The following is a 26,835-nucleotide window of genomic DNA, read 5'->3' as shown; positions in this document are numbered from 1 at the left end:
CCTACTTTCTTAGAGAACCCCTTAATAACATTCCCATTTGGTGCTTTGTTTTAAACTCACTAGTCTTCTCAATACTAGTTCCTAAAAAACATTATTTTGTCTTTTTAAATAAAATATTGTCACATCAACTAAAAAATAGGTCATATATTTAACATTTTATTCTCTAGCCTTTGTATTTTAATGCCAATTTCTTGATTAAGATTACAGCATAAACATACCGCTACATGGTCGAATTAACCGAGACAATATTATCTCGAGTTAGGCTCAAACTAGGCGTCATAATCAAAAGGTATCTCGATGAAAAAAAGTGAACAATCTGACCCGTTTGCCACCGCAAGAGTTGAAACTGGATTGGGATTTATGGATGACCAAAACGATCCTGTAACTATGGTATTGGGATTAAAAGACGTTCGTAAATGCGCCCATAACTGGAAAACGTACCAGTCTGGCGCTAAACCTGGTCGAATCGTCATCCCCTCTGAAGTGAACATTCGTGAGACACGACAGATCCCTTTTGAAGTTGATCCACCTGAGCATAAAACTTACCGGGATTTAATCGATCCTTGGTTTAAACGACCATTGGAAGCAGACTACCAAGAGCAATTAACTGCGATTATCGAAGGTGTTTTTAACGATGTATTACAACAGCCTGAAACCGAAGTGGTGTCGCAACTCGCGCTTGTTCTTCAATCTCGAGCGTTAACCTTGTTACTTAACACACCAATGTCAGACTCTGAAACTTGGATCAACTGGGGTACACACGTTTTTAGAAGTGATACCACAGCCCTAGATGGCGACAAAGCTGCAATACTTTACGATTATATAGAAGCACAAATCGAGCGGGCTGAGCAGTCTCCAGGAAACGACTTATACTCTTTGTTATTGCAGTCAAAAGTTATGGGTAAACCTATGACAAAGGAACAAATCAAAGGCGTTATGATCTTGACCTTCGCAGGTGGCCGAGACACAGTGATAAATATGGTGACCAATACCATAGGCTACTTTGCTGAGCACCCTGAAGACTTGCATCGTTTGCGAGATGAACCAAGTATTATCAACAAATCCGTAGAAGAGTTAATACGATACTTTTCGCCATTAACTCAAATGGGACGAGTTGCGACTGAAGACGCCTCAATTTGCGAACATGCCGTTAAGGCGGATACCCGTATTTCGTTGTGTTGGGCATCTGCTAATCGTGACGAGCGCGTATTTGAAAATCCAAATGACGTGGTATTGGACCGAAAGCTGAATCCTCACGTAGCATTTGGTTTTGGTACTCACAATTGTTTAGGCGCGACACATGCGCGTCAAATATTACAGACCTTACTCAGTGTGATGATCAATAAGCTCGATTCAATAGCAATCGTCGATAGCAAAGACAACATTGAAACATTGGGTGAATTTAAACGAAAAGTGGGTTTTGATCATTTAACCGTACAATTTAAACAGCGCTAATTTAGATAAATAGAGGAAACCACCATGGCTAAAATTACATTTGTAACACAAGACGAACAATCAATTACAGTTGAAGCAACAAGTGGCAGCGTTATGGAACTGGCAGTCGACAACAATATTCCAGGCATCGATGGCGATTGCGGCGGCGTTTGTTCATGTGCAACTTGTCACGTTCATGTTGCAGCACAAGACATGGCTAAGACAGGAACAGCAAGCGAAATAGAATCTGACATGCTCGAACTAGATGACAACGTGAATGAATATAGCCGCTTATGTTGCCAAATTGACATATCTGACGACATTGACGGGATCACGTTAAAAGTCGTTGGTTAATCAAATTATATAAACGTTAGTCATTATTTTAAGTCCATTCTGAAAATAGACATTTATCAAAAATTGTTTTTAAAAGGTCACACTTATGACAAATCAACCTGAACAATCGACCTGCGTTATCGTTGGCGCAAGTCACGCTGGAGTTAATTTGGCGTTTTCATTACGTAAAGCAGGTTATGTTGGTGCGATTGCGTTAATAGATGCTGACCCGACGTTACCTTACCATCGCCCACCGCTGTCAAAAGCCTACTTGATCTCGGATGACCCCATTGAAAGAAATGCCCTTAAGTCACCAGAGAGCTATGAAAAATCGACGATATCATTGCACTTAGGTTGTCGGGTAACTCACTTAGATGCGGGCAAACAAACAATTACCTTTGACTCGGCTTCTAATGGAACAACAGAGGTCATGTATTATAGCCAATTGGTATTGGCGACCGGCGCTAGTCCTATTATTCCGCCAATCCCTGGTTTACAACAGGCGGCAAACCTATTTCCACTGCGCACCGCTTTAGATGTGAATAATATCAAACAAGCCATGCGTCAAAAAGCGGCTCCCAAAGTCGTTATTATTGGTGGTGGGTACATTGGTTTAGAAACCGCGGCTTCCCTAAAAAAACTCGGTGCAGATGTTACGGTTCTCGAACGAGAGGAGCGGATACTAGCTCGTGTAACAACACCAACCATGTCGTCTTATTTTACCAATTTGCACGAGCAAAATGACGTTAATATCCTATGTAAAAAAAATGTAGAGGGTTTGTCTCTTAAAGGCAATATCAATCAACTCCATTGTGATGATGATACCGTTTACGAAGCTGATATTATCATTGTCGGAGTGGGTGTCAGGGTCAATACAGAACTAGCAAAAATGGCGAATATCGAAATAGACAATGGTCTGAAAGTAAACGAGTTTGGCGCTACCGCGACCAAAAACATTTATGCGATTGGTGATTGTAGCAATCACTTCAACCCTCATTACGGCCGCTTCATTAGACTTGAATCCGTTCAAAATGCAGTTGATCAAGCCAAATGTGTCGCGCAGGCTATTTGTGGTCAACCTGTGCCATACAATACAATACCTTGGTTTTGGTCAGATCAATTTGATATTAAATTACAGATGGTAGGTTTATCGGAGGGATTTACGGATGTTGTCGTTCGTAAAGAACATACAGATAAATTTTCACTTTGGTATTTTAACGGTTCACAACTCCTCGCTGTGGATGCAGTGAACAATGCAAAAGACTATGTCGTCGCAACTAAAACCATTAAAAATGGACTTGTCGTCGATAAAACGACTTTAGGGGATCATAGTACGGCTGTACAATTTCTATAGTCAAAAACAGAAAGTTAGATGATCTTAAACGAAAAGGTCATCCTTCTTTTAAGAATAGCAAGACAAGAGCTTGAAGGTTAACGAAGTAAAATAATTACTCCAAATCGACACTTATATCCTGCCAATTAGCGATTTCAGCAGGCGTGAAGCCAGAAGCCGTATAAGCTTTATTAATAAACTTGTTCTCTTTTAGGATCGATAAACCTTTTTCCAGCGCCAAAAATATCAACTTACTATTGCGGACGTCCTTACGAACAATAAAGTGACGAGATTGCGCTAACGAAACATACATATTTGGAATTGGCACCAGAACAACATTCTCCAATCCAATTTTCATATCGCTATTAAATTCACCTAGCGTAAAGTCTGCGCGCCCTTTAGCAATCATTTTATGCACAGCTGTAGAAGACGGCGCATTTAACAATTGCGGCGTTAACTTTGATATAACTTGCCAGTCATGGGTCCACTTATTTGGTGAAATGCCAACGTATTTTTGTAAATCTTGTTTAGTTTTAACAACATCTAACATTGGATGGTTGCCCAGTGTAAAGATGCCCTTTTTCATTTCACCAACGTCAATTACAGGTTTAGAAACATAAAAAATAGATTCGTCTATTTCATCTTTCCAAATCGTTTCCCCTGGAATATGAACTTTACGTTGGTTTGCCAGTACTAAGCTACGGGTATAATTGGGAGAAGGATAAAAATCCAATCTGACGTCTAGCCCGCCTAAATGCAGAGCTTTACAGATAATAACGAGTTCGATGGCACCACGTGATGAATGTTTAGATTTAAACTCGTCAACATTCCAACAATCTTGTTTTAACGTCCATTGATTAAAAACTTCGAGGATATGAGGGCTAACAGCGATGCCTAAAGTATAACGCTCCGCTTTCAAGTTAATACTAAAACAAAAAATCGACAGTAAAAATGCAATTATTGGTAACTTCACTATTCTCCCCAAGGAAATATTTACGATCCTGATTTGGGCTCGTCAGAGTTAGGTATAAATCAACTATGGTTGACTGTCAATTTCAGGGAATGTTACAAAATGGGTAAAAGGCGGCCACTCGTCACTATAACGGGACACTTCTGCGACGCAATCAGTAACCGCTTACATTGCGCTAGCTCGTAAATCTAAGGCTGAGCTTGATGTCACCTTAGCTTTCAAAAGGGGAATTTTAATAGGGTGGCTGATTTAGATGGTTGAAAACAATTTTTTATAACAGAGTTGCCGCTTTTGTATTATAGGCAAGTCTCGGCCTTTATCGACAACATCACACTTTATTTAAGAACAAAAAAAGGCGGTTAAGTATACTTAACCGCCCAATAACAAATTTAATATTGGACCAGAGGCTACGACTTGTATTCCGCCACCAGTTTTTCAACTTCCTCAATCGATTTATTTTTTGTCTCAGGTAAATAGCGATACAGTAAAACAAGACCAACGATGCCTGACAACATATACGATAAAAACACATCCGCAGCACCAAAGGCATTAAGTAACCAAGGGAAAAATTTCTGCATAAAATAACTTATCGTGCTGCAAACTAAAGCAAACATTGGGATAGCAACGCCACGAACTGAGGTCGGCACAATCTCCGAAAAGACCACCCACATAATTGGTCCAATAGAGATATGAAACGCGGCGATAAAGCCTACGATACCAACTAAAACCAACATGCTATTTATCGTCACTGCCGCTTGAATAAACTGACTCTCCAGTGCCCGAACATTATCTAGTCCAATCACTTCAGCAACACCAGCTTTAAAACTCTTGTCATCACTAAATGTTTGTCCTACTAGCGACTGCATAGCACCTTCATTAAGCTCTGAGTGCGCTGCAGCAAGCTTAGAGACATCCTGTTGGTCAAGCGTGTAAGAAGCTTGATTAAAAGCGATTACACATAGTAATAGACATAATATAGAAGCAATAAGCCCACCATTTACCAGCGGTCGACGCCCGACTTTATCAACTAACACTATGGCCAGTGCAGTAAATACAAATGAAACCAAACCAATGATAATTGTTTGTGCAAACGCTGCATTTGTGCCAATGCCAGTCTGTTCAAATACCATTGGCGCATAAAACAATATTGGATTTACACCTGTGGATGGTTGAACAATGGCAAACACTAATCCGACAATCATAGCGAGTCGCACACGAGGGTCTAATAACGCCTTAAATTTTTGCTTAATTCCGCCTTCTTGTACTTCGCTATTGTTGAAGCTTGCTTCGATGGATTGGATTTCGCCCTCAATTTGTTCCGCCGGCATTAATTTACTTAGGGCTTGTTTGGCTTCTTCTAACTTACCTTTCGACACTAACCAACGAGGACTTTCAGGAATAATAAACAGTAATAAACACCAAACTAAGGCCGGTACGATTTCCATACCTAACATCCAACGCCAGAGGTTATCAGCAACGCCAAATTCTACGATCCAATTTGCGCCTGCTTCAGTTGCGCCAAGCAACCAATAATTAGAAAAATAAGCAAACGTCAAACCAACTACAATCATAATTTGATTCATCGATACCAGTTTGCCACGTTGTTTTGCAGGGGCAATTTCACCTATATACATAGAGGCGAGAGACAAAGAAGTAAAGGCTAACCCGCCAAGAAAACGCGCAGCGACTAAGGCTTCATAACTTGGTGCGAGCGCAGATGCGATAGCCGATACAACATATAACATGGCAATCAGAATAAGCGTTTTTTTACGGCCAATGGACTCACATACTGCACCTGTGATCACTAATGCCAGTAAAACACCTAACGCAGGCGCACTTACTACATTCCCCAATTGCATATCATCTAACATAAACTCTGCCGCAACATAGCGAAGCGTGCCCGAGATAACCGCAGCGTCTAACCCAAAGACAAAACCACCAATAGTTACAATTGACGCGTAGATAAACGCGGCCTTTACAAATTTATCCATAATACTGCCGTTTTAATAATCATTTTGTTAACAATAAACATTTAAACAAGTATGGTCAACCCTAGATTTATTTGTTACTAATATTAATAATCATTCTCTAATCAAAAAAACCATATGTTGAAGCAAAAAATAGCAATACCAAAGTCGAGCAACAATTGCCACGGTAAAATTATCGGAACTGACAAATATCAATACAGCATAGATACTCACTGGGGCAAACTTGACGAACAACAAATCGCTGTAGAAAACTGCCACGCATTTGCAATAGACAGCCTTGGCCGAATTTTTATGGTCACTGACCACCCGGATAATAACATTGTTGTTTACGATAAAGAGGGAAATTTAATTGATGTCTGGGGGCGTGAATACCCCGGCGCTCATGGCATCAAAATTGTCTCAGAACAGGGCCAAGATTACATTTATTTGGTAGACAGCGGTTGGATCTTAAATCGTAATTGGGATGGTGTTTCAACAGATGAATGGGACTCGCCAACCAATAAAGTCATCGCTCAAAGTGGCTTTGTGGCAAAATTAACAATCGATGGCAAATTGATTTACACTATAGGACACCCACAAACTGTTGGCGCTTATCAGCCTGACATGCCCTTTCGGCCAACAGACGTAGCAATCGCGGCCAATGGCGACATCTATATCACCGACGGATATGGTTCTGACTATGTACTTCGTTACAACAGCAAAGGGCAGTACCAAGAAAAATGGGGCGGACATGACAATCAAGATCCCGACCATAATCTCATTAATGCCCACGGTATTGAACTGGATAATCGCGACAAAGCTAATCCAAAGCTTATTGTCAGTTCCCGTGCAGAACAATGTTTAAAACAATTTACTTTAGCTGGTGAATACCTCGCAACGATTGCCACACCAGGGGCTTGGATCCATGCGCCGGTTATCGTCGGTTCTTTGATGTATTCCGCCGTTTGCTGGTCGCATATCGACGGCTCAAATGTCGATGGTTCCGGTTTTATTTGTATTTTTGACACTGACAACCAAGTGATTGCAACCTTAGGCGGAGAGCCGCCGAGTTATATTGACGGTAAACTCCAACCATTAGTAACGGATTGGAGCGTATTTACTCACTGCCACGGACTGTGTGTCGATGATGAAGGTAATATTTATGTGGGCCAATGGCGTGCAAATGGCAGTTATCCGATGAAACTCACACCTGTGTAAGCAGAATTCGTTACATATTGCTGCGTTTGATAACCGACTTTTGATATTGAAGTGGGGTCATCGAAAACTGCCGTTTAAATTGTGCAATAAAATGCGACGGGCTGGAAAAGTCCAAGTCGTAGCTCAACTCAGTTATTGATACGTCAGCCATACTTAATATCCGAGCTGCGGAATAAAGTTTATGCCGCAGCACATATTCCGAAAAGCTAAAACGGAAAATCTTTTTAAATAATCGAGAAAAATAAGATGGTGACAGATGACACATCTTTGCCGCGTCGACAAGACTAAAGCGCACAGCGGAGTCATGTCTAAATCGATTGATGACGGGCAATAATCTTTCATAACCTACAGTTGCGGTAATAGGCAGAATATTGGGGGCCGTTACTGCCGTTGCATGTTCTGCAATCCAAATGATCAATAGTTTTAATAGGGTTTTGCTTTTTGCGCTTTGCGGATCAACTTGATAAGACGCCAACAGCCAAGCAACTATTTGTTTTAGTTCCTGTTGATTAACGTCGTCAATCCGTAGATGCATGCCTTGATTAAAGAAGGACGCATAGTGGGCAATGTCATCTTGGTGAAAAAACTCAGGCAAAAGTTGAATAATGTGCCAAGACTTAGCACCATCGTTAAGTTCAAAATCGTGCGTTTCCATTGCGGGAGTAAAAACGACATCGTTACTTTCTAATTTTGATTGTCCTTGATTATAAAAATAATTTCCGTCGACTTGGTCAAATATAATGAATTCGTGCACTTCATGAAAATGCATAAAACACGAATAAGGCTGATGTATATCATAGGCCACGTTATGGATCTCGAACGCATACCCTTTTTCTATGCAAAACGGTTCGCAGTAGGCTCGTTTCATTACGTTCTCGCAAAAGTTAAGTGGGTTTACAGAAATTGAACATCGTAATTTTTTACGACCCAACATTTCACAACATCACAATAATGATATTTAAAACCATTCTCGTCTACTACTAAACTAAAACTGGACATATATTTTATATTTTAGATAAAAATGATGACAGTTTATCTCTGGTTTTGATGGTCAAATAAGCCTAAGTTAATTTATCTCTGGTGACACATGATCAAACAAGCCAAAGCAATTGTTTCAGATGGGCGTGGTAAATACTCGCTCCAAACTGTTGAAGTAGGTTTACCCCAAAGCGGTGAGGTGCGTGTAAAACTATACGCTTCTGGTATTTGCCATACCGATTGGGATTCAATCCAGAATTGGGACAAAACATTTATTGTTGGTCATGAAGGTGCCGGTGTTATTGAGTCCGTCGGTGACGATGTTGTAGGGTTGGCCATTGGTGATAAAGTGATCCTTAATTGGGCGATCCCATGCGGTGACTGTCACCAGTGCCAAGCAGGTAATTTACATATTTGCGAGGTTAATTCACCTGTTTGCGGTTGCGGTTTATCTGGCCATGCCGCTTTAGCGTCGACAACGTTAGCAAGTCAACCTATTGAGCGCTCGTTTCATTTAGGCACCATGTGTGAATATACCGTTGTCCAAGCAGCCGCTGTGGTAAAGGTGAATACCAGTCAGACTGCTATGACACCCAATGGAAATGCTAATAGTCAAGTCAATGGCATTTCGTTTCCAGCGGCGTCAATTATAGGTTGTGGGGTTATGACAGGCTGGGGTTCAGTGGTCAATGCCGCGAAAGTAGAGGTAGGCTCTAGTGTCTGTGTCATCGGTGCTGGCGGGGTTGGGTTGAACTGCATTCAGGCAGCCAAACAATCTGGTGCCACAACCATAATTGCTATCGACATTAATCAACAACGTATCGAACAAGCAAAAGAATTTGGCGCGACGCATGGTATTGTTGCACATCATCAAGACATTGATTTTATTGACGTTCGACAAGCCGTACGAGAGTTAACCAACGGCATCGGTGCCGATTACGCCTTTGAATGCACAGCGATCCCCGCACTTGGGTCAGCACCATTAGCATTAATCAAAAATGCCGGCACCGCAGTCCAGGTTAGCGGTATTGAACAGCGAATAGATTTTGATTGTGAGTTATTTGAGTGGGATAAAATTTACATCAATCCACTTTATGGAATGTGTAATCCTAAACGTGACTTTGGCAAGATTTTAGCGTTATACGAACAAGGTGCCATGAAGTTAGAAGAGCTTGTCACCAAAACATATACACTCGAACAAGCAGAGTCAGGTTTTGATGATCTATTAAATGGTCGTGTTGCTAAAGGTGTTTTTGTCATCGCAGAAGACCAATAATGGATTTATAACGGGGCAAATTTATACCGAGACATAACCTCAATTCATCGATAAAAAGAGCGACAAAACATCATGACAATATCGCAAATTGAAATATCTGAACCCAAATACACGGCCGACAATCTGACTATGCTCACATTTCATAGCAGTCATTTAAATGCCCGGCAGGACGTTAATGTTTATTACCAGCCAACGAGCCAAAACAATTTACCTATTGTCATTTTGCTGCATGGTGTTTACGGATCTAATTGGGTATGGATGAATTTAGGTGGTGTGCATCAAGTATATGACAAATTACGACAACAAGGCCTTAATGAATTTATCTTAGTTATGCCGTCAGACGGAGGGCTTTGGCAAGGTTCAGCATACCTGCCATTACAAGAGCATGGCAATTATGAACAGTGGATAATGGACGATGTACTCACCGCTGTACAAACTCATATTCCAGCGGCATCATCACAAAGTAATATATACATCACAGGGTTGTCGATGGGAGGTTATGGCGCACTTAGATTAGGTGCAAAATTTGCGAGTCGGTTCGCCGGCATTTCTGCCCACAGTTCAGTAACCAACTTAACTGACTTACAGACCTTTATTGACAACCCCATTGCGGACTATCAATGTGCGTTACCGGATGAAGACAATATTTTGTATTGGAGTAAACAAAATTTAGCGGCACTACCGCCAATTAGATTTGACTGTGGTAAAGACGATGCACTTTTTGCAAGCAACAACACATTAAGTCAACAGTTTGATGAACTTGGTGTACTGCACAGTTACCAAGTATTTGATGGTGGCCACCAATGGCAATATTGGCACGAACATGTCGCCAAAAGCTTGCTATTTTTTGATGCCATCGAACAACAGTAAAGTCAGTAGATTTTAGTCTAAATTTAGCCAACCAAAACATTATAACTCGGTGGGCGCACGGCGGGCGTTGAACAGTCCCATAACGCAATAAATGGGGCGTTTATTTCACATCGAATTATTGGCTAAATGCCCAATAGACAGACAATGAAATATTATCCCCATTTACCAAAAAATCTAAAACTACAGTTCCATGCTGTATTCAGATGAGTCCATATCAAAATTTGGAATACCGCGACCATGTAATGTCACTACGACTTTTGGTACGATGATCTGCTTGTATCTACGCCAGATTTTTTCAATAACCGTTGTTGCTTCTTGCTCTCCATTTGCACATCGAATGAAGCGTTTTTCTTCTTCATTAATTGGATCTAACGTGCCTTCTGCTAACCGCTTCATGGTATCGCCATAATCGGTTAGAAGTTTCGATTCATTTATTGTAAATTCGCCACTTCGATTGAAACCGCGAGGAAAATGTAAATCATCAAAAAATAGCTTAGCGCCGGTACGTAGCTCGATATTTATCATGGATTAACTCTCTGTTATTTTGCTTTCAATAACATAGAGATCACTAGCCTATTTGAAAAACAAATAATTTTTATTATCTCGATAAACAAAAGCGATGTAGTTTACAGTACACAAGGGCTCTACCTTTAAACCCCACAATTTATAGGCCCTAAAAATCCCACCAAAGAAATATCCATTTAATCATTAAAGATTTCTATGGATAACATAAAAATATTTTGTGGGTAATTACCACCATAAGTCGGTAGCCTCCGCAAAAATTTACCCGTTTATATATGAGTCAGAAATACCATGAAAATTTGCTTTATTATGTACCCGTGGGATCGCGTGGACCCTGAAACAGATACAACACTGCGATTAATCCACGAATGTGTAAAACGTGGTCACACGGTGGCGATTTCGACAATTCATAATTTAACGATTCGCGACAGTGTTGCAAGTGCATTTTGCGATGTATTTACCAAAGCTCAAAAGTGTCCTGAAAACATCGTCACATTTTACAAATCAGCTAAATTTAAGCGTACGCCCCTGCCCTTAGCTGGATTTGATTCTATTATCATGCGCGCGAACCCACCGCTAGATGCATTAGCACTGAACTTCCTCGATTCAGTTAAAGGCGATACCTTTATTATGAATGACCTTGATGGATTGCGAATTGCTAACAACAAAATTTATACCGCCTCATTCCAAGACACGGCGAGCGAGTTTATTCCTGCGACTCACGTGTCTAAAAACCGTGATTATTTAGAACGTATTTTTGACGAATCTGAAAGTGACCGTATGATACTAAAGCCCCTTGACGGTTTTGGTGGTCGTGGGGTTATCGTATTAGAAAAAAGCGCACGACAAAGCTTCCGTTCTTTATTGGACTTTTACATCGGCGGCGATGAACACGGCAAAGGCAGCAACTACGTTATTTTACAAGATTATGTGCCCGGTGCTGAGCAAGGTGATGTTCGCATATTAATGCTCAATGGCGAGCCAATTGGCGCGATGAAACGCGTTCCTGCGTTGGATGACGTCCGTTCAAACGTGCACGCTGGTGGCACTGTAGTTAAACATAAATTGACTGCTCAAGAAAAACGCCTTTGCAAATACATCGGTCCTAAATTGGTGCGCGACGGTTTGTATTTTACCGGCATCGACGTTATTGGCGGAAAACTAATTGAAGTCAATGTATTAAGCCCAGGCGGCATCGTAAGAATTAACAAACTAAATCGTACTCGTTTACAAACCCAAGTAATCGACTTTGTCGAAAGTGTTGTACACGCCAAAGAATTAGTGGTTTCAAGAAAGTCTCAATTCAGACAGGTAATTGAAGATGCAAACGCTTTCTAAACAAGAGTGCATTGCACTCATTAAAAAACAGAAATGTTTTCATGCTGACGTAGATAACGGCGCTTTCACAATTAAAATTGAAGAATATTCGCCAATTATCTGTACTGCAATTCACAATGGCCACCAGCTCAGGAAAGAACTGACTAAGTCGTTTTTATTGAGCCAAACGGAACGTTTGTACGAAGAAGACCCGTATACCGTCGACTTGGTTTCGTCGTTTCCAATAGTACTTACCGGTAATGATTCGCGTTTTGAATACGACTTAAACCGCCCAAAAACCCTGTCTACTTATTTCAAAACGGCGTGGAATAAACAAGTTTGGGAAAAGCCGTTAACGACCAGTCAACGAGCAAAGAGTCACGAAAAACATCAGGCATTTTACGATATTCTAGAAGCGCTTGTTGAAGTTATTGAATCGCTTTACCGCAACGCGATTGTGTTTGACGTGCATTCGTATAACTACCAACGGATTGAAGCCGATACACCAACATTTAATATTGGTACGGCCCAAATCGACATTGAACGCTGGGGCAATGTCATTGAGCGTTTTGAAAAAGAACTCAATAAAATCGAATTACCTAACCTCGAAACTCGTGCGGCTTGCAACGAAGTCTTCCAGGGACGAGGTTATTTGATCACCCATATTAATTCGCATTTTGACAACACCTTAGTCATACCTGTTGAAGCGAAAAAAGTCTTTATGGATGAAGTATCAGGTGAGCTATACCCGCTTGTTTTAGAAGAGCTCAAAGCTGGATTCAAAGAATCGATTGGTGAAACCACCGCCTTTTTTATGCGTCGTTATGGCAAGAAAAAATCCTTTTCTAAAGCCGATGTATTGTCGTCGACGATTACCCCAGAAGTCATCAAGCTCGACAAAAAGCTCTACGCTCTGTGTAAAGACATCGAAACCTTGAACTTCATCAATCCGGTGAACATCGCTGCAGAGAAGAAAAAATTCTTTGGTCGCAAAGCAACCGTAACACCTGAGTTTCAATACAAACAACTGAATATCAGTCCGTACTTGTTCCGTGAACAATTGTACAAATTACCAATTGAAGACATTGACGACGCTGGCATTCAGCAATTGTACCGCCACGTGGTGGATAACTTGGCAACTAAAATCGACATGTTAACTACCATAGGTACAGACGAGTTTCTTTACAACTCGCTTAAATATTATGGTCAGCCAAGTCACCGTGATATCGCTAACGCTAAATTCCTTTTACACGCCCCAGACATCCAGTCTGAGCTTAATCCAACCCGTATTGATGCTGATGGTGCGGTTGCATACTTTAAGCAGCAGGCGGCAGATTGGGCGATGGAATGTAAAATCGAAACGTCGACCAAAATCGTCGCAAAAGCTATGGTTAACAATTCAAAAAAACAATTGTTGATTAATAAAAGCGCGACCTTCAGCGACGTTGAATTGCGTGCTTTTGCGCACCATGAATTGGGCATTCATATGTTTACGACGTTGAGTGCCCGTGCTCAACCGCTTAAAGTGTTTTCCCTCGGTCTTGTCGGAAATACCCACACTCAGGAAGGATTAGCCATATTCAGTGAATATTGCTCGGGCAACCTAACCTTGAACCGCCTTAAGTCATTGGCACTGCGGGTTATCGCCGTACACTTGATGTTAGAACAAAATAACTTTCTAAAAACCTATCAAACGTTAGTTAATGACTACGACTTAGGCCAAGAACAAGCCTTCACAATAACCACTCGGGTTTATCGTGGTGGTGGCTTTACCAAAGACCACCTTTACTTACGTGGATTTATCGACATTGTAACGATGGCTGAAAATGGAGAACCTATTGAAGATCTATTGGTAGGTAAAACAGGTCTACTCGATTTACCCGTCATTTCTGAGATGATCGCCCGTGGCATGTTACAAAAATCAGCACCGCTTTTTGAATTAAAAGTAGGCAAAGAAAACACCATTATTGATTATCTTATTCGCGGCGTACACGTTTAACTGGTCTGGATATGAGTGGTATTAGATAGCGATTTAAAACAATCTATCTAATACCACGAATATTTAATGGCCAAAAACCCTGACTTATTGAGAAAACTATTGTTTAACCCAGTAGATTAGTTATCCTACTGGCATGGACGTGAAAGTATTTAAAACATTTTTAGAGGTTGCCAATACGCGCCACTTTGGTCGCGCTGCTGACAACCTTTACATTACCCAAGCTGCGGTAAGTGCGAGGATAAAACAGCTCGAAGAGTTTGTTAACGCACCACTATTTGTTCGCCTTAAAAACAACATTACGTTGACCCCCGCTGGCGAGCGACTATTACCTTATGCCACCACTATGGTGCGTGCATTGCAGCAAGTTAAATCCGAAATTTCGCTAATTGACGCTAAGCTTATGCCGTTTTCTATCGCGGCAACTCCAAATGTGTGGGATGCGTATTTTCAAAATTATTTGACCGTCGCTGCTAACGCATTTGATGAATTGGCGTTTAAAACTGAAATGTTGGGCATTCGTCAATTACATGCGTCTATTATTGATAACACCTTAGATTTAGCTCTGATGTTTGACCCCTTCTTGACTAACGAAGTATGCAGTGAACAAATTGCTCAAATTAATTTGTCCCTCGTTTCAAGTGAACCTAATGTCAGTGCCGAACAAGCCATGTCTAAAGGCTATATCTTTGTTGACTGGGGAGCGCAATTTGCGTCAGAACATGAAGCTAAATATGGTCGTAATTTTGTACCAAAACTCAAAACTTCCACGGGCCGCATCGCGTTAGACTTTTTATTAGCCCAAGGTGGCAGCGCCTACCTTCCTAATGCTCTAGCTGAGCCTTTTATCGAAAGTGGTGAATTGCACCGAGTAAAAGGTAAACATGCCATGAAGCGCTCTATCTACGCCGTCTATCAAAAACATAATCGTAATGTCGACATTGTTGAGCAAGTTGTAGAGGTTATCGATCAGTCATCGCCTCAACGTCCTGCAATTCTAGAAATGGCCTCAAACGTCGAATAATATTTTTTGTTGATACCACAAAAATTAATCGTTTTTCAATTTTCAAAATTGGGACTAATTTAACGTTAGTTTTTCCATAGGAGAAAAAGACGTGAAAAAACTATTAGTTGGGTTCGCATTAATAAATAGCTTTATGTTTAGCACTTTGGCGTTTGCTGATGGTGACGTGGTTACACAACCAGCAGATAAAGAATTTGTTCAAGAAACTTATGATTACTGTGTAAGCATGCAGACTAGCGAAGAGATCGATAAACAATCTTTGTTAGAATGTCTTAACAGTGAATTAGAATATTATGAATACACGGGGTTTGCGTCGATAGAACAAGCCTTGTCTTTTGCTAAAGTTGCAGACGACGAAAGTAAATAAAACAATACGTTGTTTGGCGAGTTAAGAGGCGGTTTCCTCAACTGCTTTCTATCTGAGACTTGCCTCTATAGGAGAGTTAATAACAGCATTAACTCTCCATTTTCATCCTAAAAACACCAACAAAAGGATGAGTTCAACCGTACTTTTTCTATGTCATTTAGGGTGTTCAATCCCTGCGATTTAATGAATAAATAGCAATGTTGCACTGCCCAAAAATACAAAAAATCCCGTTACGTCTGTTACTGTAGTTAATATCACCGACCCCGCCAGTGCTGGGTCAATCCCCAATTTGTCTAATATCATAGGGATCATTATTCCGGCAAAAGACGCAATTGTCATATTGACCACCATTGCAAGTGCGAGAATTGAAGATAAGCCTGGATTGTCGAACCAATACATAGTGACGACAGTGACCAACATAGCCCACAAAACCCCATTTATCGCCGCAACTTTTAACTCTTTGCTCCGCAATACTTTAAAATTACCTTTACCTAATTGCCCGGTGGCTAGCCCTCGAATAGTTAATGTTAATGTCTGACTACCCGTAATCCCGCCCATACTTGCCACAATAGGCATAAGCACTGCAAGTGCCACAACTTCAATGAGTACCGCATCGAAAATGCCGATCACAAACGATGCTAGAAATGCCGTAACAAGGTTTATCCCTAACCAAACCGCTCTGCGTCTTGCAGACACTGCAACCGGTGCAAAGAGGTCTTCGTCACTCACCTTCCCCATATGCGCGAGTTGCTCTTCATAATGCGCTTGAAAAACATCCAGTGCGTCATGGATTGAAAACTGACCTAAAAATACACCGGTTTTAGTCACGATTGGCAACGCAGCTTTGTTTGACCCACGAACTAAGTCTGATGCTTCCAATAAACTGGCTTGATCTAAAATCACTTTTTCATTTGGAATGACCAGTTCTTTTACATCGGTTTTTTGACTGGAATTTAAAATATCGCTAATTTTGACTTCGCCAACGTATATCAAACTATCATCTACAACAAAATAACTGCCCCCGTCATTTGTTATGTCACTCGACTTAATTTCATTAATAAGGTCTTTAACAGACGCTTTTTCATTTACTGTATATACATTTGCGTTGGCATACCGACCAACTTGATTTGAAGAATAGCTCAGTGACGTTTCGAGAACACTCTGCATTACGGGGTCAAGTTTGTTAACCAGTTTGGCCGCTGTACGTTTAGGCAATACATCTAGTATGCCCATTACTTCTGCGTTGGTTGCCGAGCTAATAGCCTCTGCAATTACCTGTTGCGGCAATACTGCAATAAACTGATTTCTTGCATCCTCGCGCATAACAGCGAGCACTGTACTTTGCAATTCTACAGGGATAAACGCCCACAATTTTATCCGCTGGTCATTTGTTAACCCTTCAAATACACCAGCCCACTGAAATGAATTTAACGTTTGGCAGACATCAGGCAATTCAATAGGCTCAATTGCCAACGCCGCGATGAGCGGCTCCAAATCTATTGCAAGTGAATGGTTTTCCATCTACGCGTCCAACACTTCGTTTTTTGACGTATCTTCTAACTGTTTATGTTTCTTTTGTTCAATTGACCATAACGTCAAAAGGTCTTCAACTAATCGTTGTTCAATCTTTTTAGACTGCTTTGTTGGGCAAAATAAACTCATTGTTATCTTGATTTTGCCTATATCTGTTGTACTCACAATAAACGCAGGTTGCGGCCCAGATATTTTTATATCTAAGCGAGTTTCTATCAAAGTATTATATCGCTCGGCCACGTCACTAAAATCGGCACAATATTGATTGGCCTTCTCAATCATCAGGTCCCTTATAATAAAGGGGTTAAAGTTGGTATCTTCTCGTACAATCGAAAACGAGTGATTAACATAACGTCGCATATAGTTAAGGTTAATAATCGGCAACATGATCAATTGGCTATTAGGAACAAATACACTGCGGCCTGTATAGCTATGATCTTTTGGGTCAAGTTCTAATAAAGTCACTTTTGCCCAATCGGTAGCGGTTACTTCGCCGGTAAAATCTTTGGTTTGGATCCAATCCCCAACTCGAAATGGATTCGTACTGGAAATATAAATAAATCCAACAACGCATTGAATGATTTCTTTTGTTGCTAATACGATAGCGACGATAAACGCCGCAATACTTAACGCAAAACGTTGTAACTCAGCACTCCATAACGCAAACAACGAAATAAATAAAATCGCGTTAATTACGTTTTTTGTGTTGTTTATTAAGTAACGTTTGTCTGCAACCGGTTTAGATGATTTTTTTTTGATAAAACGAGTGACGCCGTTTTTGCCAAGCCACGCAAAAACGACGAATAAAACACTAATAAAAAATTGGCTTGTTAATAAATTTTCCAATGTTATCCCTTGGTTGTTTTAGACTTTAACTTATCAATCGTACCCAAAATACCTGTGCTAGATAATTGACTACCTAATTCTTTTTGTTTGGTTTGCAATAGACTCACACCTTCAACGACAAAATCGTAGATATACCATTCACTGTCTTTATCCGACATGCGCCATTTGGTGGTCGCATTGATTGGCTTATCCTGACCGGTAAACTTCATTGCAACAGAAGCTAATTTACCTGACGGTGCTAAGGTCGAGGAAACAACCGTTATTTTTTCGTTGTTGTACCTTTTTAACGACTCTGCGTAGTTACTCACTAAATCTATCGTGAGCAACTCTACAAATTCAGCTCGTTGCTCAGGCGTTAACTTTTCTAAATGTTTGCCCAAAACCTTAAAGGTAAAATACTTGTGATCAATATGAGGCAAAACAACTGTATTTACTAATCCCTTTAATTCGGTTGAGTTTAAACCGTCATTTGCTTTTAGTTGCTTTAAAGCAACTTCAACTTGATCAAAAACGATTGTCGCCGTTTTACTCAATTCCTCTGCCTTGATTGAAAAAGACAAAGCCATAAAAAATATTGTACTCACTAACCCTAATTGTTTTAGGTTTACCATCATAAAATCCAATTTGGTTTAACACGTTATATGTTAGTTATAGAGGGAAATCGTTAATAATTAAAACGAATTATTTTAATTGCCGTGACAAATTTCAGTGATTGGCGTTTTAGCTAGCCGTTTTAAGTTCAATTTTGTTAAAAATGTATAGGTTAATAAATTTTAATTATATAAAAACAGTTCCATAATAGAGTTAATACTTTAAAATGTGTTTCAAATTTGACCTAACTGCCTAGAGCCCCCATGACCATAATAATTTGTACCTTGGCGATTATTGCCCTATTACTGGTAATTTTCGAAGAAGTCATCCACGTCAATAAAGCAAAGTCGACTTTGTTCATTGGTACGTTAAGTTGGTTATTGGCATACCTTGTGCCACTTCATGGTTCTACCTCAGCGCAGATAACTAATGAGTTAAACGAAAATATTTTAGAAATTGCGACGCTTTGGCTGTTCCTAATGGCTGCAATGACATTTGTCGCTTACTTAAACAGCAAAGGATTTATATCGAATCTCGTTCAGCGGTTGCTTCCGAAAAAAATGAGCGAACGTAAGTTTATGCTATTAATTGGCGGCTTCTCGTTTCTGTTCAGTTCATTTGCCGACAACGTGACCGCAACCTTAGTCTCTGTTGCAGTTATCGCGTCTCTCGATATCCCAGCCCGTCAACGATTAAAATATGCAACATTAATAATTTTCGCAGTAAACAGCGGTGGGGTTTCACTCATCACCGGTGATGTAACCACACTGATGATTTTCCTAGAAGGCAAAGTGAGTATTGCGAACTTATTGCTGTTAATTATTCCATCTTTTACTGCGGTACTAGTTCTCGCATTGTTACTTGCACGAAATATGCGTGGCGAGCTGACCTTTGAGCAGGAAACATTACCCATTGAACGAAATGACAAAATCATCGCGTCGGTGTTTCTCGTCACTATCTTCTCCACTTTGTTTTTAAATGCGCTTTATCAAATTCCACCGGTCTTGACGTTTTTGTTTGGCTTAAGTTGCATGTTTTTAATCGCCCAGTATTTAGTTAGAAAAACAAATAAAAACGTCTTAAATTACATTCGTGAAATTGAATTTGATACCCTGCTATTTTTCCTAGGTGTTTTACTAATCGTTGGCATTTTGAAAGAAGTTGGCGTGTTAAACCAATTAACAAAAATATATACGGCTATGGATTACAGCGTCGCAAACTATATTCTAGGCATGCTATCTGCAATTCTAGATAACGTACCATTGACTGCCGCGTTGTTAAAAGCAGACATAGAAATGGACGTAGCAAACTGGTTAGCGCTAACTTACGCTACTGGCGTCGGGGGTTCGATGTTAGTCATTGGTTCTGCAGCTGGCATTATCGCAATGAGTAAAGTAAAAGAGCTAAATTTCATCAGTTATTTGTCGATGTTTGGCTACCTAATCGTCGCTTACTCAGTTGGTTACTGGTTAAGCTATGGACTGACAAGTACAGTCCTAAACTAATCATGTCATCCTAAAATTGCAAAGCTAGGACAGCATCCTGCGCCCCTGTATATTATTTTGCAGTGTATGTTTGTCCTTGCTTTACTATTTTGCCAATAAGAAAACGTTTTTAACGAAAATTAGTATTGAGGGACAAGCTCGCAATACCCTATTTTAAGTCACTCATCATTTCCCCCGATTACGCAATCACGGAGGCAAAGCTCCTTCATACCTCTATTCATAGAAAAAGCCAATTCCCAGCGATTTAACGCTTGTATCTGAACCGAACGATTCAATAATGTATTTCCTGTTAGTGATTGCAATTAGGAAATAATTCACAGATCCATAATCATAGGCAATAATAGTGAAATGTTAACTCGATCAAACGATAGCCTAATTTAGGAAAGCCAATGGCAAGAAATGGAACATTAATACTATTTTGCGGAAAAATGGGGGCGGGAAAATCGACAGCTGCAGTTAACATCAACAATGAACGTAATGGGATCCTAATCTCTGAAGATAAATGGCTGGCGTCACTTTATCCAGATCAAATCACCACGTTTGAAGATTACATTCGGTTTTCTGGTTTATTAAAACCGTTATTAAAAACACATGTGCAAAACATCCTAAAGACCGGTGCAAATGTGGTTATGGACTTCCCTGCAAATACAATTAATCAACGAAAGTGGTTCGTTAGTTTATGTGTGGAGGCGAATGCAAAGTATGAGCTTATCTATTTGAAAGCCAGCAATGAGTTATGTTTAAAACAAATTGCACAAAGACGAATTGAGCAACCTTCTAGGGCAAAGTTCGATACAGAACAAGTATTTAATCATGTGACAAAGTACTTTGACGAACCCAACGAAATTGCCACAGAAAACCTAACTGTCATAGAAAGATGCGAATAACATAAAAGCAGAAATTTTGATCACATTATTTTAGTGTTAATTTGGGTTTGATAAAGTCTAAAAAAGCAGTTATTCGCCTAGCCACAGCAGATGATTTATAAAATACAGCATTTATCTGTTCTCTTTCCGTATTCTGTATTCGGTATGGCGCTAATAACGAGATCAGTGCCCCAGACGCTATATCACCATGAACCATGAAACCAGATAAGCAGGCGATGCCATTACCTGTTAAAGCAAGCTGCCGTATTGTTTCACCATTACTTGCTGTAACGGTGGGCGCAATTGCTTCTCCTCCCTTTAAAGGCCACTTATTGAGAGACTTAATATCGGAAAAACCAATAATGTCATGTTGATATAAATCTTTAGGGTGTTTGGCCAAGCCTCTTTTTGCTATGTATTCTGGCGATGCGACAATATAAAGCGGACTATTACCTAATGCTTTAGCGTGTAATGTGGAATCTTCAAGTTTACCGATACGTATTGCAACATCAGTTCTCTTTTCAATAAGGTCGATAAATGCTTCGTTTGACCTTAGCTCTAATTCAATATCAGGATAAGCCAATTTGAAAGGGTGTATTAGTGGGATTAATTGGTGAAATATAAATGGGCTAGCGGCATTAATACGTAGTTTACCCGCCGGCAGTTCGCCACGACTAATAATTTCATTTTCTGCAGTTTGAATCGACAGCAATGCAGCCCTAATGGTATTTACAAACTTACGGCCTTCTTCTGTTAATTCAATTCGCCTGGTCGTTCGGGTGAGAATACTCACGCCTAGCTGCTTCTCTATTTTACTCACCGCCCTCGAAACCCGAGCAACCTGTATGTCGAGCACATCTGCTGCCGCAGAAAAACCACCTGAATCTACGACACAGAGCAATACTTCTAAATCATCAGAACGCGTTTTTAAATCCAAAGCCAACCCCAATTAACACCATTAACAACAAAAGTAATTTGCCAATAACCACATTTATCACAACAGTATAACGCTTAATAATAGCGTCGACAAAGTGACAAGCCAATTAATTTGGATATGCACTCACCTACACACTTTTAACTATTTGGAGATGATTATGCCCTTAGCAATACTAGCCTTGGCACTAAGTGCCTTTGCGATAGGCACCACAGAATTTGTTATCGTAGGTTTGTTACCTACTATGGCTCAAGATCTTAATGTAACGATACCTTCTGCCGGATTACTGGTTAGTTTGTATGCACTTGGTGTTGCAATTGGTGCGCCTGTACTTACCGCACTGACGGGTAAGTGGAATAGAAAACACCTTCTTCTCACAGTAATGGGCTTGTTTATCATGGGGAACCTTGTTGCATGGCAAGCACCGAGTTTTGAAATACTTATTGTAGCCCGAATTCTTACAGGACTTGCCCACGGTGTTTTCTTTTCCATAGGGTCGACAATTGCCACTGGATTGGTGCCCAAAGAAAAAGCCGCGAGCGCAATTGCAATTATGTTTACAGGTTTAACAGTGGCCTTAGTTACTGGTGTGCCGCTCGGTACGTATATCGGCCAGCATTTTGGTTGGGAAGCAACTTTTTTAGCCGTTTCTGCATTAGGGCTAATCGCAATGTGTGGCAGTGCAATGTTAATTCCTAACAACCTCAAACAAGCAAAACCGGCGAAAATTTCAGAGCAATTAAAGGTACTGACACATCCAAGATTATTATTGGTGTATGCCATTACTGCGATTGGCTATGGCGGGACATTTGTCGCATTTACTTATTTGGCTCCGATCTTAAACAACATTACAGGACTAAATAGCAATGTTATCGGTTTAGTGATGTTGGTTTATGGAGTTTCAGTCGCCATTGGTAATATTTGGGGCGGAAAAATGGCTGATAAAATGGGCCCTATTAAAGCCTTAACGGTTATATTTAGCGGTCTAGCGATTATATTATTTACTTTTAGTTTTACTGCGGTCCACCCTATAGCCGCCATACTTACAATTTTAGTATGGGGAGCATTTGCTTTTGGCAATGTCCCTGGTTTGCAGGTTTACGTTGTTTCTCTGGCCCAAAAGCACACACCTGACGCTGTCGATGTTGCGTCCGGTCTCAATATAGCCGCCTTTAATGTTGGTATTGCTTTAGGTGCATGGGGTGGCGGACTTATTGTAGCGGAGTCTAATTTAATAAATACAACTTGGGTAGGCGCATTAGTAGTATTAGTTGCGTTAGTGCTCACTCGAATAAGCGGGTCATTGGACAACAAGGCTAACCTGTCTCTACTTGCTAAAGTAAGTTAGATTGCGGTTGAGTTAATTTAATGTCGAGTTTAGAAACCAAAAAGGCTACCAATCGGTAGCCTTTTTTATCTCATTTACAAACGGGTTATTCCTCGAAGTGAGTGCCCCATCCGTCATATTCCAATCCAGACTTCTCTGCAAATGCCACCATGATTTCAACTTCTTCGAAGATGATAACTTCATCTAGTGGACATTCAGTTTCAACGTCAAAGCAAAAGACTTGCTCGCCATCTTCAGTCTCAGCAACTTCTAGTTCAGATAAGTCCCAACCATTGAGGAAACCTTGCTGCATAGCTTCATCGGCTTTTGTCGCATCGTCAGCAACAAAATGGTGCTCTATTACATACATAGCTTCTTCATTAGAGCCATCTTCTAGTAGCTGCTCTACGATGTCATTGGTAAATTGTTGCCAATCGATTTGTTCCATTACTTATGCTTCCTTTCTTTCAGAAGTTGCAGTGGTTGGCGTTAACTCCGTATTTAATTCTTCGAGTTTTGCCGCCATTAAATTGTGTACGTGGTCAGCTTGTTCGCGAATATAGGTTTTATCATCTTGTTCAATTGCCACTGGCGGTAAATATTCGATGATAACTTTGCCATTATTCCAACGATTCAAATCAATCAATTCATGTGTATTACTAATTGCGACTGGAACAACAGGAACGCCAGCCATATGGGCCGTTCGGAACGCACCTGCTTTAAGCTTTAATAAACCACGACCTCGCGAACGAGTGCCCTCAGCAAATAGCCAAACAGAAATGTTTTGTTCTTTAATTTTTTTCGCCGCCTGGCTAATTGTGCCGTGGGCTTTATTTTTGTTTTTGCGGTCAATTAAGATATTGCCTGACAACCAATAAACTTGACCAAAAAATGGCATCCACTTAAGGCTCTTTTTACCAATACTAACGGTATTTGGTTGCACGGCGTTTGCAACTGTAAAAATGTCATACGTATTTTGATGATTGCCAACATAAACAACAGGTGTATCTGGAATATTGTGCTCACCACGGATCTCGGTTTTCACCCCTAAAAAAGGCAAAAATAAACCATAGGTATGAGCTACATGCCATACGTTATTTGGCTTAAATGGTCTAACTACCATAAACAATAAAAGGTATAGGGTAGACAACACAAAAAATACCGCCAACATGAGTAGGCGAACTAATTTCAACACGTAGATTGCTCCAATAAAAAATAGGACGGCATTGTAACAAACTCAGCGTACACTCGTTAGCTAAATATTGCGCTAATGCCTATCTATAAAGCCAAATTAAATAGCAGCGTTGCCATCAGATTCGATTTGTTCAACGTCTGTCACCACAATATCCTCGACTTCAATTTTGTCGACTCGTTGCAAACCACGTGGAAGTTTACTTCCTCTGCGTCCACGATCACCGCGATAATGTTCAATATCACGTTCACTCAATGTTAATTTACGCTTACCCGCATGTAACACAACGGCACTACCCTGCGGCACTACTACGAGTTGACGAACATATTCTTCGCGACTCGCAGAACGTGCCGAAGGAATATTGATGATCTTATTGCCTTTACCTTTGCTTAGTATTGGTAAATCTTTTAAAGGGAAAACCAACATACGGCCTTCATTGGAAATCGCTAAACACGAATCCGTTTCAATATCATAAACCGGTTGAGGTGCGTTTAGTTTTGCCCCTGTTGGCAATTTAACAAGTGCTTTACCGGCTTTTTGTCGCGTCACCATATCTTCAAACGTACAAACAAACCCGTAACCAGCATCGGATGCGATTAAATATTGTTTGTCCATTTTGGCCATAATGACATGTTCAATCACTTCACCCGCGACAATACTAAATCGACCACTTAGCGGTTCCCCCTGACTTCTCGCCGACGGTAAGGTATGCGCCTCTGTCGAGAAACTGCGTCCAGAACTGTCGATAAACACGACTTGCTGATTACTCTTACCTTGGGCCGCATCTTTAAATCCATCACCAGATTTATAACTTAACCCTTCAACATCAATGCCATGCCCTTTAGCACAACGTGCCCAACCTTTGTCTGAAACCACCACCGTAATCGACTCACTTGGCACTAAGTCTTTGGCTGATATTGCTTTTGATTCACTGCGCACAACAATTGGTGAACGGCGGTCGTCACCATATTTTTCAGCATCTGCAGCAAGTTCTTTTTTAATGAGGTTACTTAACTTAACGCGAGAGCCTAATAGAGCTTCAAGGGTGTCACGTTCTTTTGCTAGTTCGTCCTGCTCACCACGAATTTTCATTTCTTCCAATTTGGCTAATTGGCGTAATTTTAATTCTAAAATGGCTTCTGCCTGAGTCGACGAGATAGCAAAACGTTCCATTAATACCGGCTTTGGTTTATCGTTCCCACGGATAATCTCGATGACTTCATCAATATTCAAAAAGGCTGTTAACAAGCCTTCTAAGATGTGGAGTCTTGCTAAAATTTTATCGAGTCGATATTGCAATCTTCGGGTAATCGTTTCGCGACGATATTCTAACCATTCAGTTAATATCTGTTTAAGACCTTTTACTTTAGGTAAACCATCGAGTCCTAACATGTTTAAGTTAACGCGATAGTTCTTTTCTAGATCTGTTGAAGCAAATAAGTGCTGCATTACAGGTTCAATTTCAACGCGATTTGAACGCGGAACAATGATGATCCGAGTTGGGTTTTCATGATCTGATTCATCACGAAGATCGGTGATCATCGGTAGCTTTTTCGCCTGCATTTGAGCTGCAATTTGCTCAAGCACCTTGCCACCAGAAACTTGATGCGGTAACGCGTTAATAACAATGTCACCGCTTTCTTCAACGTACGTCGCGCGCATTTTAATGCTGCCCTTGCCCGTCTCGTAAATTTTCGCAATGTCAGAAGATGGTGTAATAATTTCAGCTTCTGTCGGGTAATCTGGGCCCAGTACATAACCCATTAAGTCAGATAGCTCGGCTTTAGGATCTTTGAGTAAGTGAATACATGCATTGGTCACTTCACGAATATTGTGAGGTGGAATATCAGTCGCCATACCAACCGCAATGCCTGTAATACCATTCAGTAGAATGTGAGGTAAACGTGCAGGAAGTGTTTTTGGCTCATCCATAGTACCGTCAAAATTGGGTTGCCATTCAACGGTTCCTTGGCCTAATTCGGATAATAGAAGTTCGCTAACTCGTGAAAGCCTAGCTTCGGTATAACGCATTGCAGCAAATGACTTAGGATCATCTGCAGCACCCCAGTTACCTTGGCCATCAACCAAAGGGTAACGGTAAGAAAACGGCTGCGCCATTAATACCATCGCTTCATAACACGCACTGTCGCCGTGAGGGTGGTATTTACCTAAAACGTCGCCAACGGTACGAGCAGACTTTTTATATTTTGCGGTAGCCGACAGTCCCAATTCGCTCATTGCATAAATAATGCGTCGTTGAACAGGCTTTAAGCCGTCACCAATATGAGGTAATGCACGATCCATGATGACGTACATGGAATAATTTAAATATGCATCTTCAGTAAAGCGTCTAAGTGGCAGTTGTTCAACACCATCACTGCTTATGGTGGTCGTCACTTCGGTCATTCGTATTACCCTTTTATTATTATAATTCGG

24 protein-coding genes are annotated in these 26,835 nt (G+C 40.6%); 13 read left to right on the top strand and 11 right to left on the bottom strand.

Annotation, left to right across the window (positions count from 1 at the left end; all coding sequences use genetic code 11):
- Positions 1 to 297: 297 nt before the first annotated feature.
- The 3 genes from Q4575_RS08240 (at position 298) to Q4575_RS08230 (ending at position 3,121) form a co-directional block, all read left to right on the top strand.
- Entirely contained in the window at positions 298 to 1,455 is a 1,158-nt protein-coding gene (locus Q4575_RS08240; RefSeq protein ID WP_303522269.1) for a cytochrome P450, read from the top strand.
- A gap of 24 nt (positions 1,456 to 1,479) precedes the next feature.
- Positions 1,480 to 1,788, top strand: a complete 309-nt coding sequence (locus Q4575_RS08235; RefSeq protein ID WP_303522266.1) for a 2Fe-2S iron-sulfur cluster-binding protein — start codon at positions 1,480 to 1,482, stop codon at positions 1,786 to 1,788.
- Between the two features lie 85 nt (positions 1,789 to 1,873).
- On the top strand, positions 1,874 to 3,121 hold the full coding sequence (locus tag Q4575_RS08230) for an NAD(P)/FAD-dependent oxidoreductase (RefSeq protein ID WP_303522264.1): 1,248 nt from the start codon (positions 1,874 to 1,876) through the stop codon (positions 3,119 to 3,121).
- A gap of 94 nt (positions 3,122 to 3,215) precedes the next feature.
- On the opposite strand, the gene Q4575_RS08225 is transcribed toward Q4575_RS08230, so the two are convergent.
- Together Q4575_RS08225 and Q4575_RS08220 are read right to left on the bottom strand one after the other, a co-directional pair.
- Positions 3,216 to 4,073, bottom strand: a complete 858-nt coding sequence (locus tag Q4575_RS08225; protein WP_303522262.1) for a hypothetical protein — start codon at positions 4,071 to 4,073, stop codon at positions 3,216 to 3,218.
- 404 nt (positions 4,074 to 4,477) lie between these two features.
- Positions 4,478 to 6,061 (bottom strand): MFS transporter, encoded by a 1,584-nt coding sequence (locus Q4575_RS08220; protein ID WP_303522259.1) that lies wholly within the window; start codon positions 6,059 to 6,061, stop codon positions 4,478 to 4,480.
- 114 nt (positions 6,062 to 6,175) lie between these two features.
- Here Q4575_RS08220 and Q4575_RS08215 point away from each other — a divergent pair, with 114 nt between their 5' ends.
- Positions 6,176 to 7,255 carry a 6-bladed beta-propeller gene (locus tag Q4575_RS08215; RefSeq protein ID WP_303522256.1) on the top strand — a complete coding sequence of 360 codons (1,080 nt, stop codon included), beginning with the start codon at positions 6,176 to 6,178 and terminating at the stop codon, positions 7,253 to 7,255.
- Positions 7,256 to 7,265: 10 nt separating this feature from the next.
- Here the strand turns inward: Q4575_RS08215 and Q4575_RS08210 are convergent, their stop codons facing one another.
- Positions 7,266 to 8,123, bottom strand: coding sequence for an AraC family transcriptional regulator (locus Q4575_RS08210; RefSeq protein ID WP_215965421.1), 858 nt, complete (start codon positions 8,121 to 8,123; stop codon positions 7,266 to 7,268).
- A 219-nt stretch (positions 8,124 to 8,342) separates the two neighbouring features.
- Here Q4575_RS08210 and Q4575_RS08205 point away from each other — a divergent pair, with 219 nt between their 5' ends.
- Both Q4575_RS08205 and Q4575_RS08200 read left to right on the top strand, forming a co-directional pair.
- On the top strand, positions 8,343 to 9,509 hold the full coding sequence (locus tag Q4575_RS08205; RefSeq protein WP_215965420.1) for an alcohol dehydrogenase catalytic domain-containing protein: 1,167 nt from the start codon (positions 8,343 to 8,345) through the stop codon (positions 9,507 to 9,509).
- Between the two features lie 72 nt (positions 9,510 to 9,581).
- Positions 9,582 to 10,379, top strand: a complete 798-nt coding sequence (locus Q4575_RS08200) for an alpha/beta hydrolase family protein (protein WP_303522253.1) — start codon at positions 9,582 to 9,584, stop codon at positions 10,377 to 10,379.
- Between the two features lie 180 nt (positions 10,380 to 10,559).
- Here Q4575_RS08200 and maoP read toward each other — a convergent pair whose 3' ends face one another.
- On the bottom strand, positions 10,560 to 10,904 hold the full coding sequence (maoP, locus tag Q4575_RS08195; RefSeq protein WP_215965418.1) for a DUF413 domain-containing protein: 345 nt from the start codon (positions 10,902 to 10,904) through the stop codon (positions 10,560 to 10,562).
- A 288-nt stretch (positions 10,905 to 11,192) separates the two neighbouring features.
- Here maoP and Q4575_RS08190 point away from each other — a divergent pair, with 288 nt between their 5' ends.
- From Q4575_RS08190 to Q4575_RS08175, 4 genes are all read left to right on the top strand, one after another.
- On the top strand, positions 11,193 to 12,239 hold the full coding sequence (locus tag Q4575_RS08190) for a glutathione synthase (protein ID WP_215965417.1): 1,047 nt from the start codon (positions 11,193 to 11,195) through the stop codon (positions 12,237 to 12,239).
- Positions 12,223 to 14,217, top strand: coding sequence for a flavohemoglobin expression-modulating QEGLA motif protein (locus Q4575_RS08185; protein ID WP_303522249.1), 1,995 nt, complete (start codon positions 12,223 to 12,225; stop codon positions 14,215 to 14,217). Before Q4575_RS08190 ends, Q4575_RS08185 begins: the two co-directional genes overlap by 17 nt.
- Positions 14,218 to 14,356: 139 nt before the next feature.
- Complete coding sequence (locus tag Q4575_RS08180; protein ID WP_215965415.1) at positions 14,357 to 15,238, top strand: LysR family transcriptional regulator; 882 nt, start codon at positions 14,357 to 14,359, stop codon at positions 15,236 to 15,238.
- Positions 15,239 to 15,329: 91 nt separating this feature from the next.
- Positions 15,330 to 15,605: a hypothetical protein gene (locus Q4575_RS08175; RefSeq protein ID WP_215965414.1), complete on the top strand. Its 276-nt coding sequence runs from the start codon at positions 15,330 to 15,332 to the stop codon at positions 15,603 to 15,605.
- Positions 15,606 to 15,785: 180 nt separating this feature from the next.
- Here the strand turns inward: Q4575_RS08175 and Q4575_RS08170 are convergent, their stop codons facing one another.
- The 3 genes from Q4575_RS08170 to Q4575_RS08160 are packed head-to-tail and all read right to left on the bottom strand — an operon-like array spanning position 15,786 to position 18,595.
- Entirely contained in the window at positions 15,786 to 17,126 is a 1,341-nt protein-coding gene (locus Q4575_RS08170; RefSeq protein ID WP_272181827.1) for a magnesium transporter, read from the bottom strand.
- Complete coding sequence (locus Q4575_RS08165; RefSeq protein WP_215965413.1) at positions 17,127 to 17,984, bottom strand: mechanosensitive ion channel family protein; 858 nt, start codon at positions 17,982 to 17,984, stop codon at positions 17,127 to 17,129.
- Between the two features lie 2 nt (positions 17,985 to 17,986).
- Positions 17,987 to 18,595, bottom strand: coding sequence for a phospholipid-binding protein MlaC (locus Q4575_RS08160; RefSeq protein WP_272181825.1), 609 nt, complete (start codon positions 18,593 to 18,595; stop codon positions 17,987 to 17,989).
- Between the two features lie 243 nt (positions 18,596 to 18,838).
- On the opposite strand from Q4575_RS08160, the gene nhaD reads away from it, so the two are divergent.
- Both nhaD and Q4575_RS08150 read left to right on the top strand, forming a co-directional pair.
- The gene (gene nhaD / locus Q4575_RS08155) at positions 18,839 to 20,080 is read left to right on the top strand and encodes a sodium:proton antiporter NhaD (RefSeq protein WP_215965411.1); all 1,242 of its coding nucleotides are present in this window, start codon (positions 18,839 to 18,841) and stop codon (positions 20,078 to 20,080) included.
- A gap of 389 nt (positions 20,081 to 20,469) precedes the next feature.
- A complete protein-coding gene (locus Q4575_RS08150; protein WP_303522244.1) occupies positions 20,470 to 20,967 on the top strand; it encodes an ATP-binding protein in 498 nt (165 codons plus the stop codon).
- Between the two features lie 25 nt (positions 20,968 to 20,992).
- On the opposite strand, the gene Q4575_RS08145 is transcribed toward Q4575_RS08150, so the two are convergent.
- Positions 20,993 to 21,889 (bottom strand): LysR family transcriptional regulator, encoded by an 897-nt coding sequence (locus Q4575_RS08145; protein ID WP_215965409.1) that lies wholly within the window; start codon positions 21,887 to 21,889, stop codon positions 20,993 to 20,995.
- A 151-nt stretch (positions 21,890 to 22,040) separates the two neighbouring features.
- Between Q4575_RS08145 and Q4575_RS08140 the strand changes: the two genes are divergently transcribed.
- Entirely contained in the window at positions 22,041 to 23,228 is a 1,188-nt protein-coding gene (locus Q4575_RS08140) for an MFS transporter (protein ID WP_303522241.1), read from the top strand.
- Positions 23,229 to 23,313: 85 nt separating this feature from the next.
- Here the strand turns inward: Q4575_RS08140 and rraB are convergent, their stop codons facing one another.
- The 3 genes from rraB to parC form a co-directional block, all read right to left on the bottom strand.
- Positions 23,314 to 23,655, bottom strand: coding sequence for a ribonuclease E inhibitor RraB (gene rraB / locus Q4575_RS08135; protein WP_215965407.1), 342 nt, complete (start codon positions 23,653 to 23,655; stop codon positions 23,314 to 23,316).
- Between the two features lie 3 nt (positions 23,656 to 23,658).
- Positions 23,659 to 24,402, bottom strand: coding sequence for a 1-acylglycerol-3-phosphate O-acyltransferase (locus Q4575_RS08130; RefSeq protein WP_303522238.1), 744 nt, complete (start codon positions 24,400 to 24,402; stop codon positions 23,659 to 23,661).
- Positions 24,403 to 24,498: 96 nt separating this feature from the next.
- Entirely contained in the window at positions 24,499 to 26,805 is a 2,307-nt protein-coding gene (gene parC / locus Q4575_RS08125; RefSeq protein WP_303522236.1) for a DNA topoisomerase IV subunit A, read from the bottom strand.
- Between the last annotated feature and the right edge of the window lie 30 nt (positions 26,806 to 26,835).

The organism is Psychrosphaera sp. 1_MG-2023 (assembly GCF_030548245.1).
In the GTDB taxonomy this organism is placed as follows: domain Bacteria; phylum Pseudomonadota; class Gammaproteobacteria; order Enterobacterales; family Alteromonadaceae; genus Psychrosphaera; species Psychrosphaera algicola.
The sequence above is the reverse complement of the archived record's forward strand: the minus strand, read 5'-3'. Positions and strand labels throughout refer to the sequence as shown.

Excerpts from the sequence above, each read along its gene's own strand:
- Q4575_RS08240 (WP_303522269.1), top strand. The coding sequence starts at position 298 with ATGAAAAAAAGTGAACAATCTGACCCGTTTGCCACCGCAAGAGTTGAA.
- Q4575_RS08235 (WP_303522266.1), top strand. The coding sequence starts at position 1,480 with ATGGCTAAAATTACATTTGTAACACAAGACGAACAATCAATTACAGTT.
- Q4575_RS08230 (WP_303522264.1), top strand. The coding sequence starts at position 1,874 with ATGACAAATCAACCTGAACAATCGACCTGCGTTATCGTTGGCGCAAGT.
- Q4575_RS08220 (WP_303522259.1), bottom strand. The coding sequence starts at position 6,061 with ATGGATAAATTTGTAAAGGCCGCGTTTATCTACGCGTCAATTGTAACT.
- Q4575_RS08215 (WP_303522256.1), top strand. The coding sequence starts at position 6,176 with ATGTTGAAGCAAAAAATAGCAATACCAAAGTCGAGCAACAATTGCCAC.
- Q4575_RS08210 (WP_215965421.1), bottom strand. The coding sequence starts at position 8,123 with ATGAAACGAGCCTACTGCGAACCGTTTTGCATAGAAAAAGGGTATGCG.
- Q4575_RS08205 (WP_215965420.1), top strand. The coding sequence starts at position 8,343 with ATGATCAAACAAGCCAAAGCAATTGTTTCAGATGGGCGTGGTAAATAC.
- Q4575_RS08200 (WP_303522253.1), top strand. The coding sequence starts at position 9,582 with ATGACAATATCGCAAATTGAAATATCTGAACCCAAATACACGGCCGAC.
- maoP (WP_215965418.1), bottom strand. The coding sequence starts at position 10,904 with ATGATAAATATCGAGCTACGTACCGGCGCTAAGCTATTTTTTGATGAT.
- Q4575_RS08190 (WP_215965417.1), top strand. The coding sequence starts at position 11,193 with ATGAAAATTTGCTTTATTATGTACCCGTGGGATCGCGTGGACCCTGAA.
- Q4575_RS08185 (WP_303522249.1), top strand. The coding sequence starts at position 12,223 with ATGCAAACGCTTTCTAAACAAGAGTGCATTGCACTCATTAAAAAACAG.
- Q4575_RS08170 (WP_272181827.1), bottom strand. The coding sequence starts at position 17,126 with ATGGAAAACCATTCACTTGCAATAGATTTGGAGCCGCTCATCGCGGCG.
- Q4575_RS08160 (WP_272181825.1), bottom strand. The coding sequence starts at position 18,595 with ATGGTAAACCTAAAACAATTAGGGTTAGTGAGTACAATATTTTTTATG.
- nhaD (WP_215965411.1), top strand. The coding sequence starts at position 18,839 with ATGACCATAATAATTTGTACCTTGGCGATTATTGCCCTATTACTGGTA.
- Q4575_RS08150 (WP_303522244.1), top strand. The coding sequence starts at position 20,470 with ATGGCAAGAAATGGAACATTAATACTATTTTGCGGAAAAATGGGGGCG.
- Q4575_RS08140 (WP_303522241.1), top strand. The coding sequence starts at position 22,041 with ATGCCCTTAGCAATACTAGCCTTGGCACTAAGTGCCTTTGCGATAGGC.
- rraB (WP_215965407.1), bottom strand. The coding sequence starts at position 23,655 with ATGGAACAAATCGATTGGCAACAATTTACCAATGACATCGTAGAGCAG.
- parC (WP_303522236.1), bottom strand. The coding sequence starts at position 26,805 with ATGACCGAAGTGACGACCACCATAAGCAGTGATGGTGTTGAACAACTG.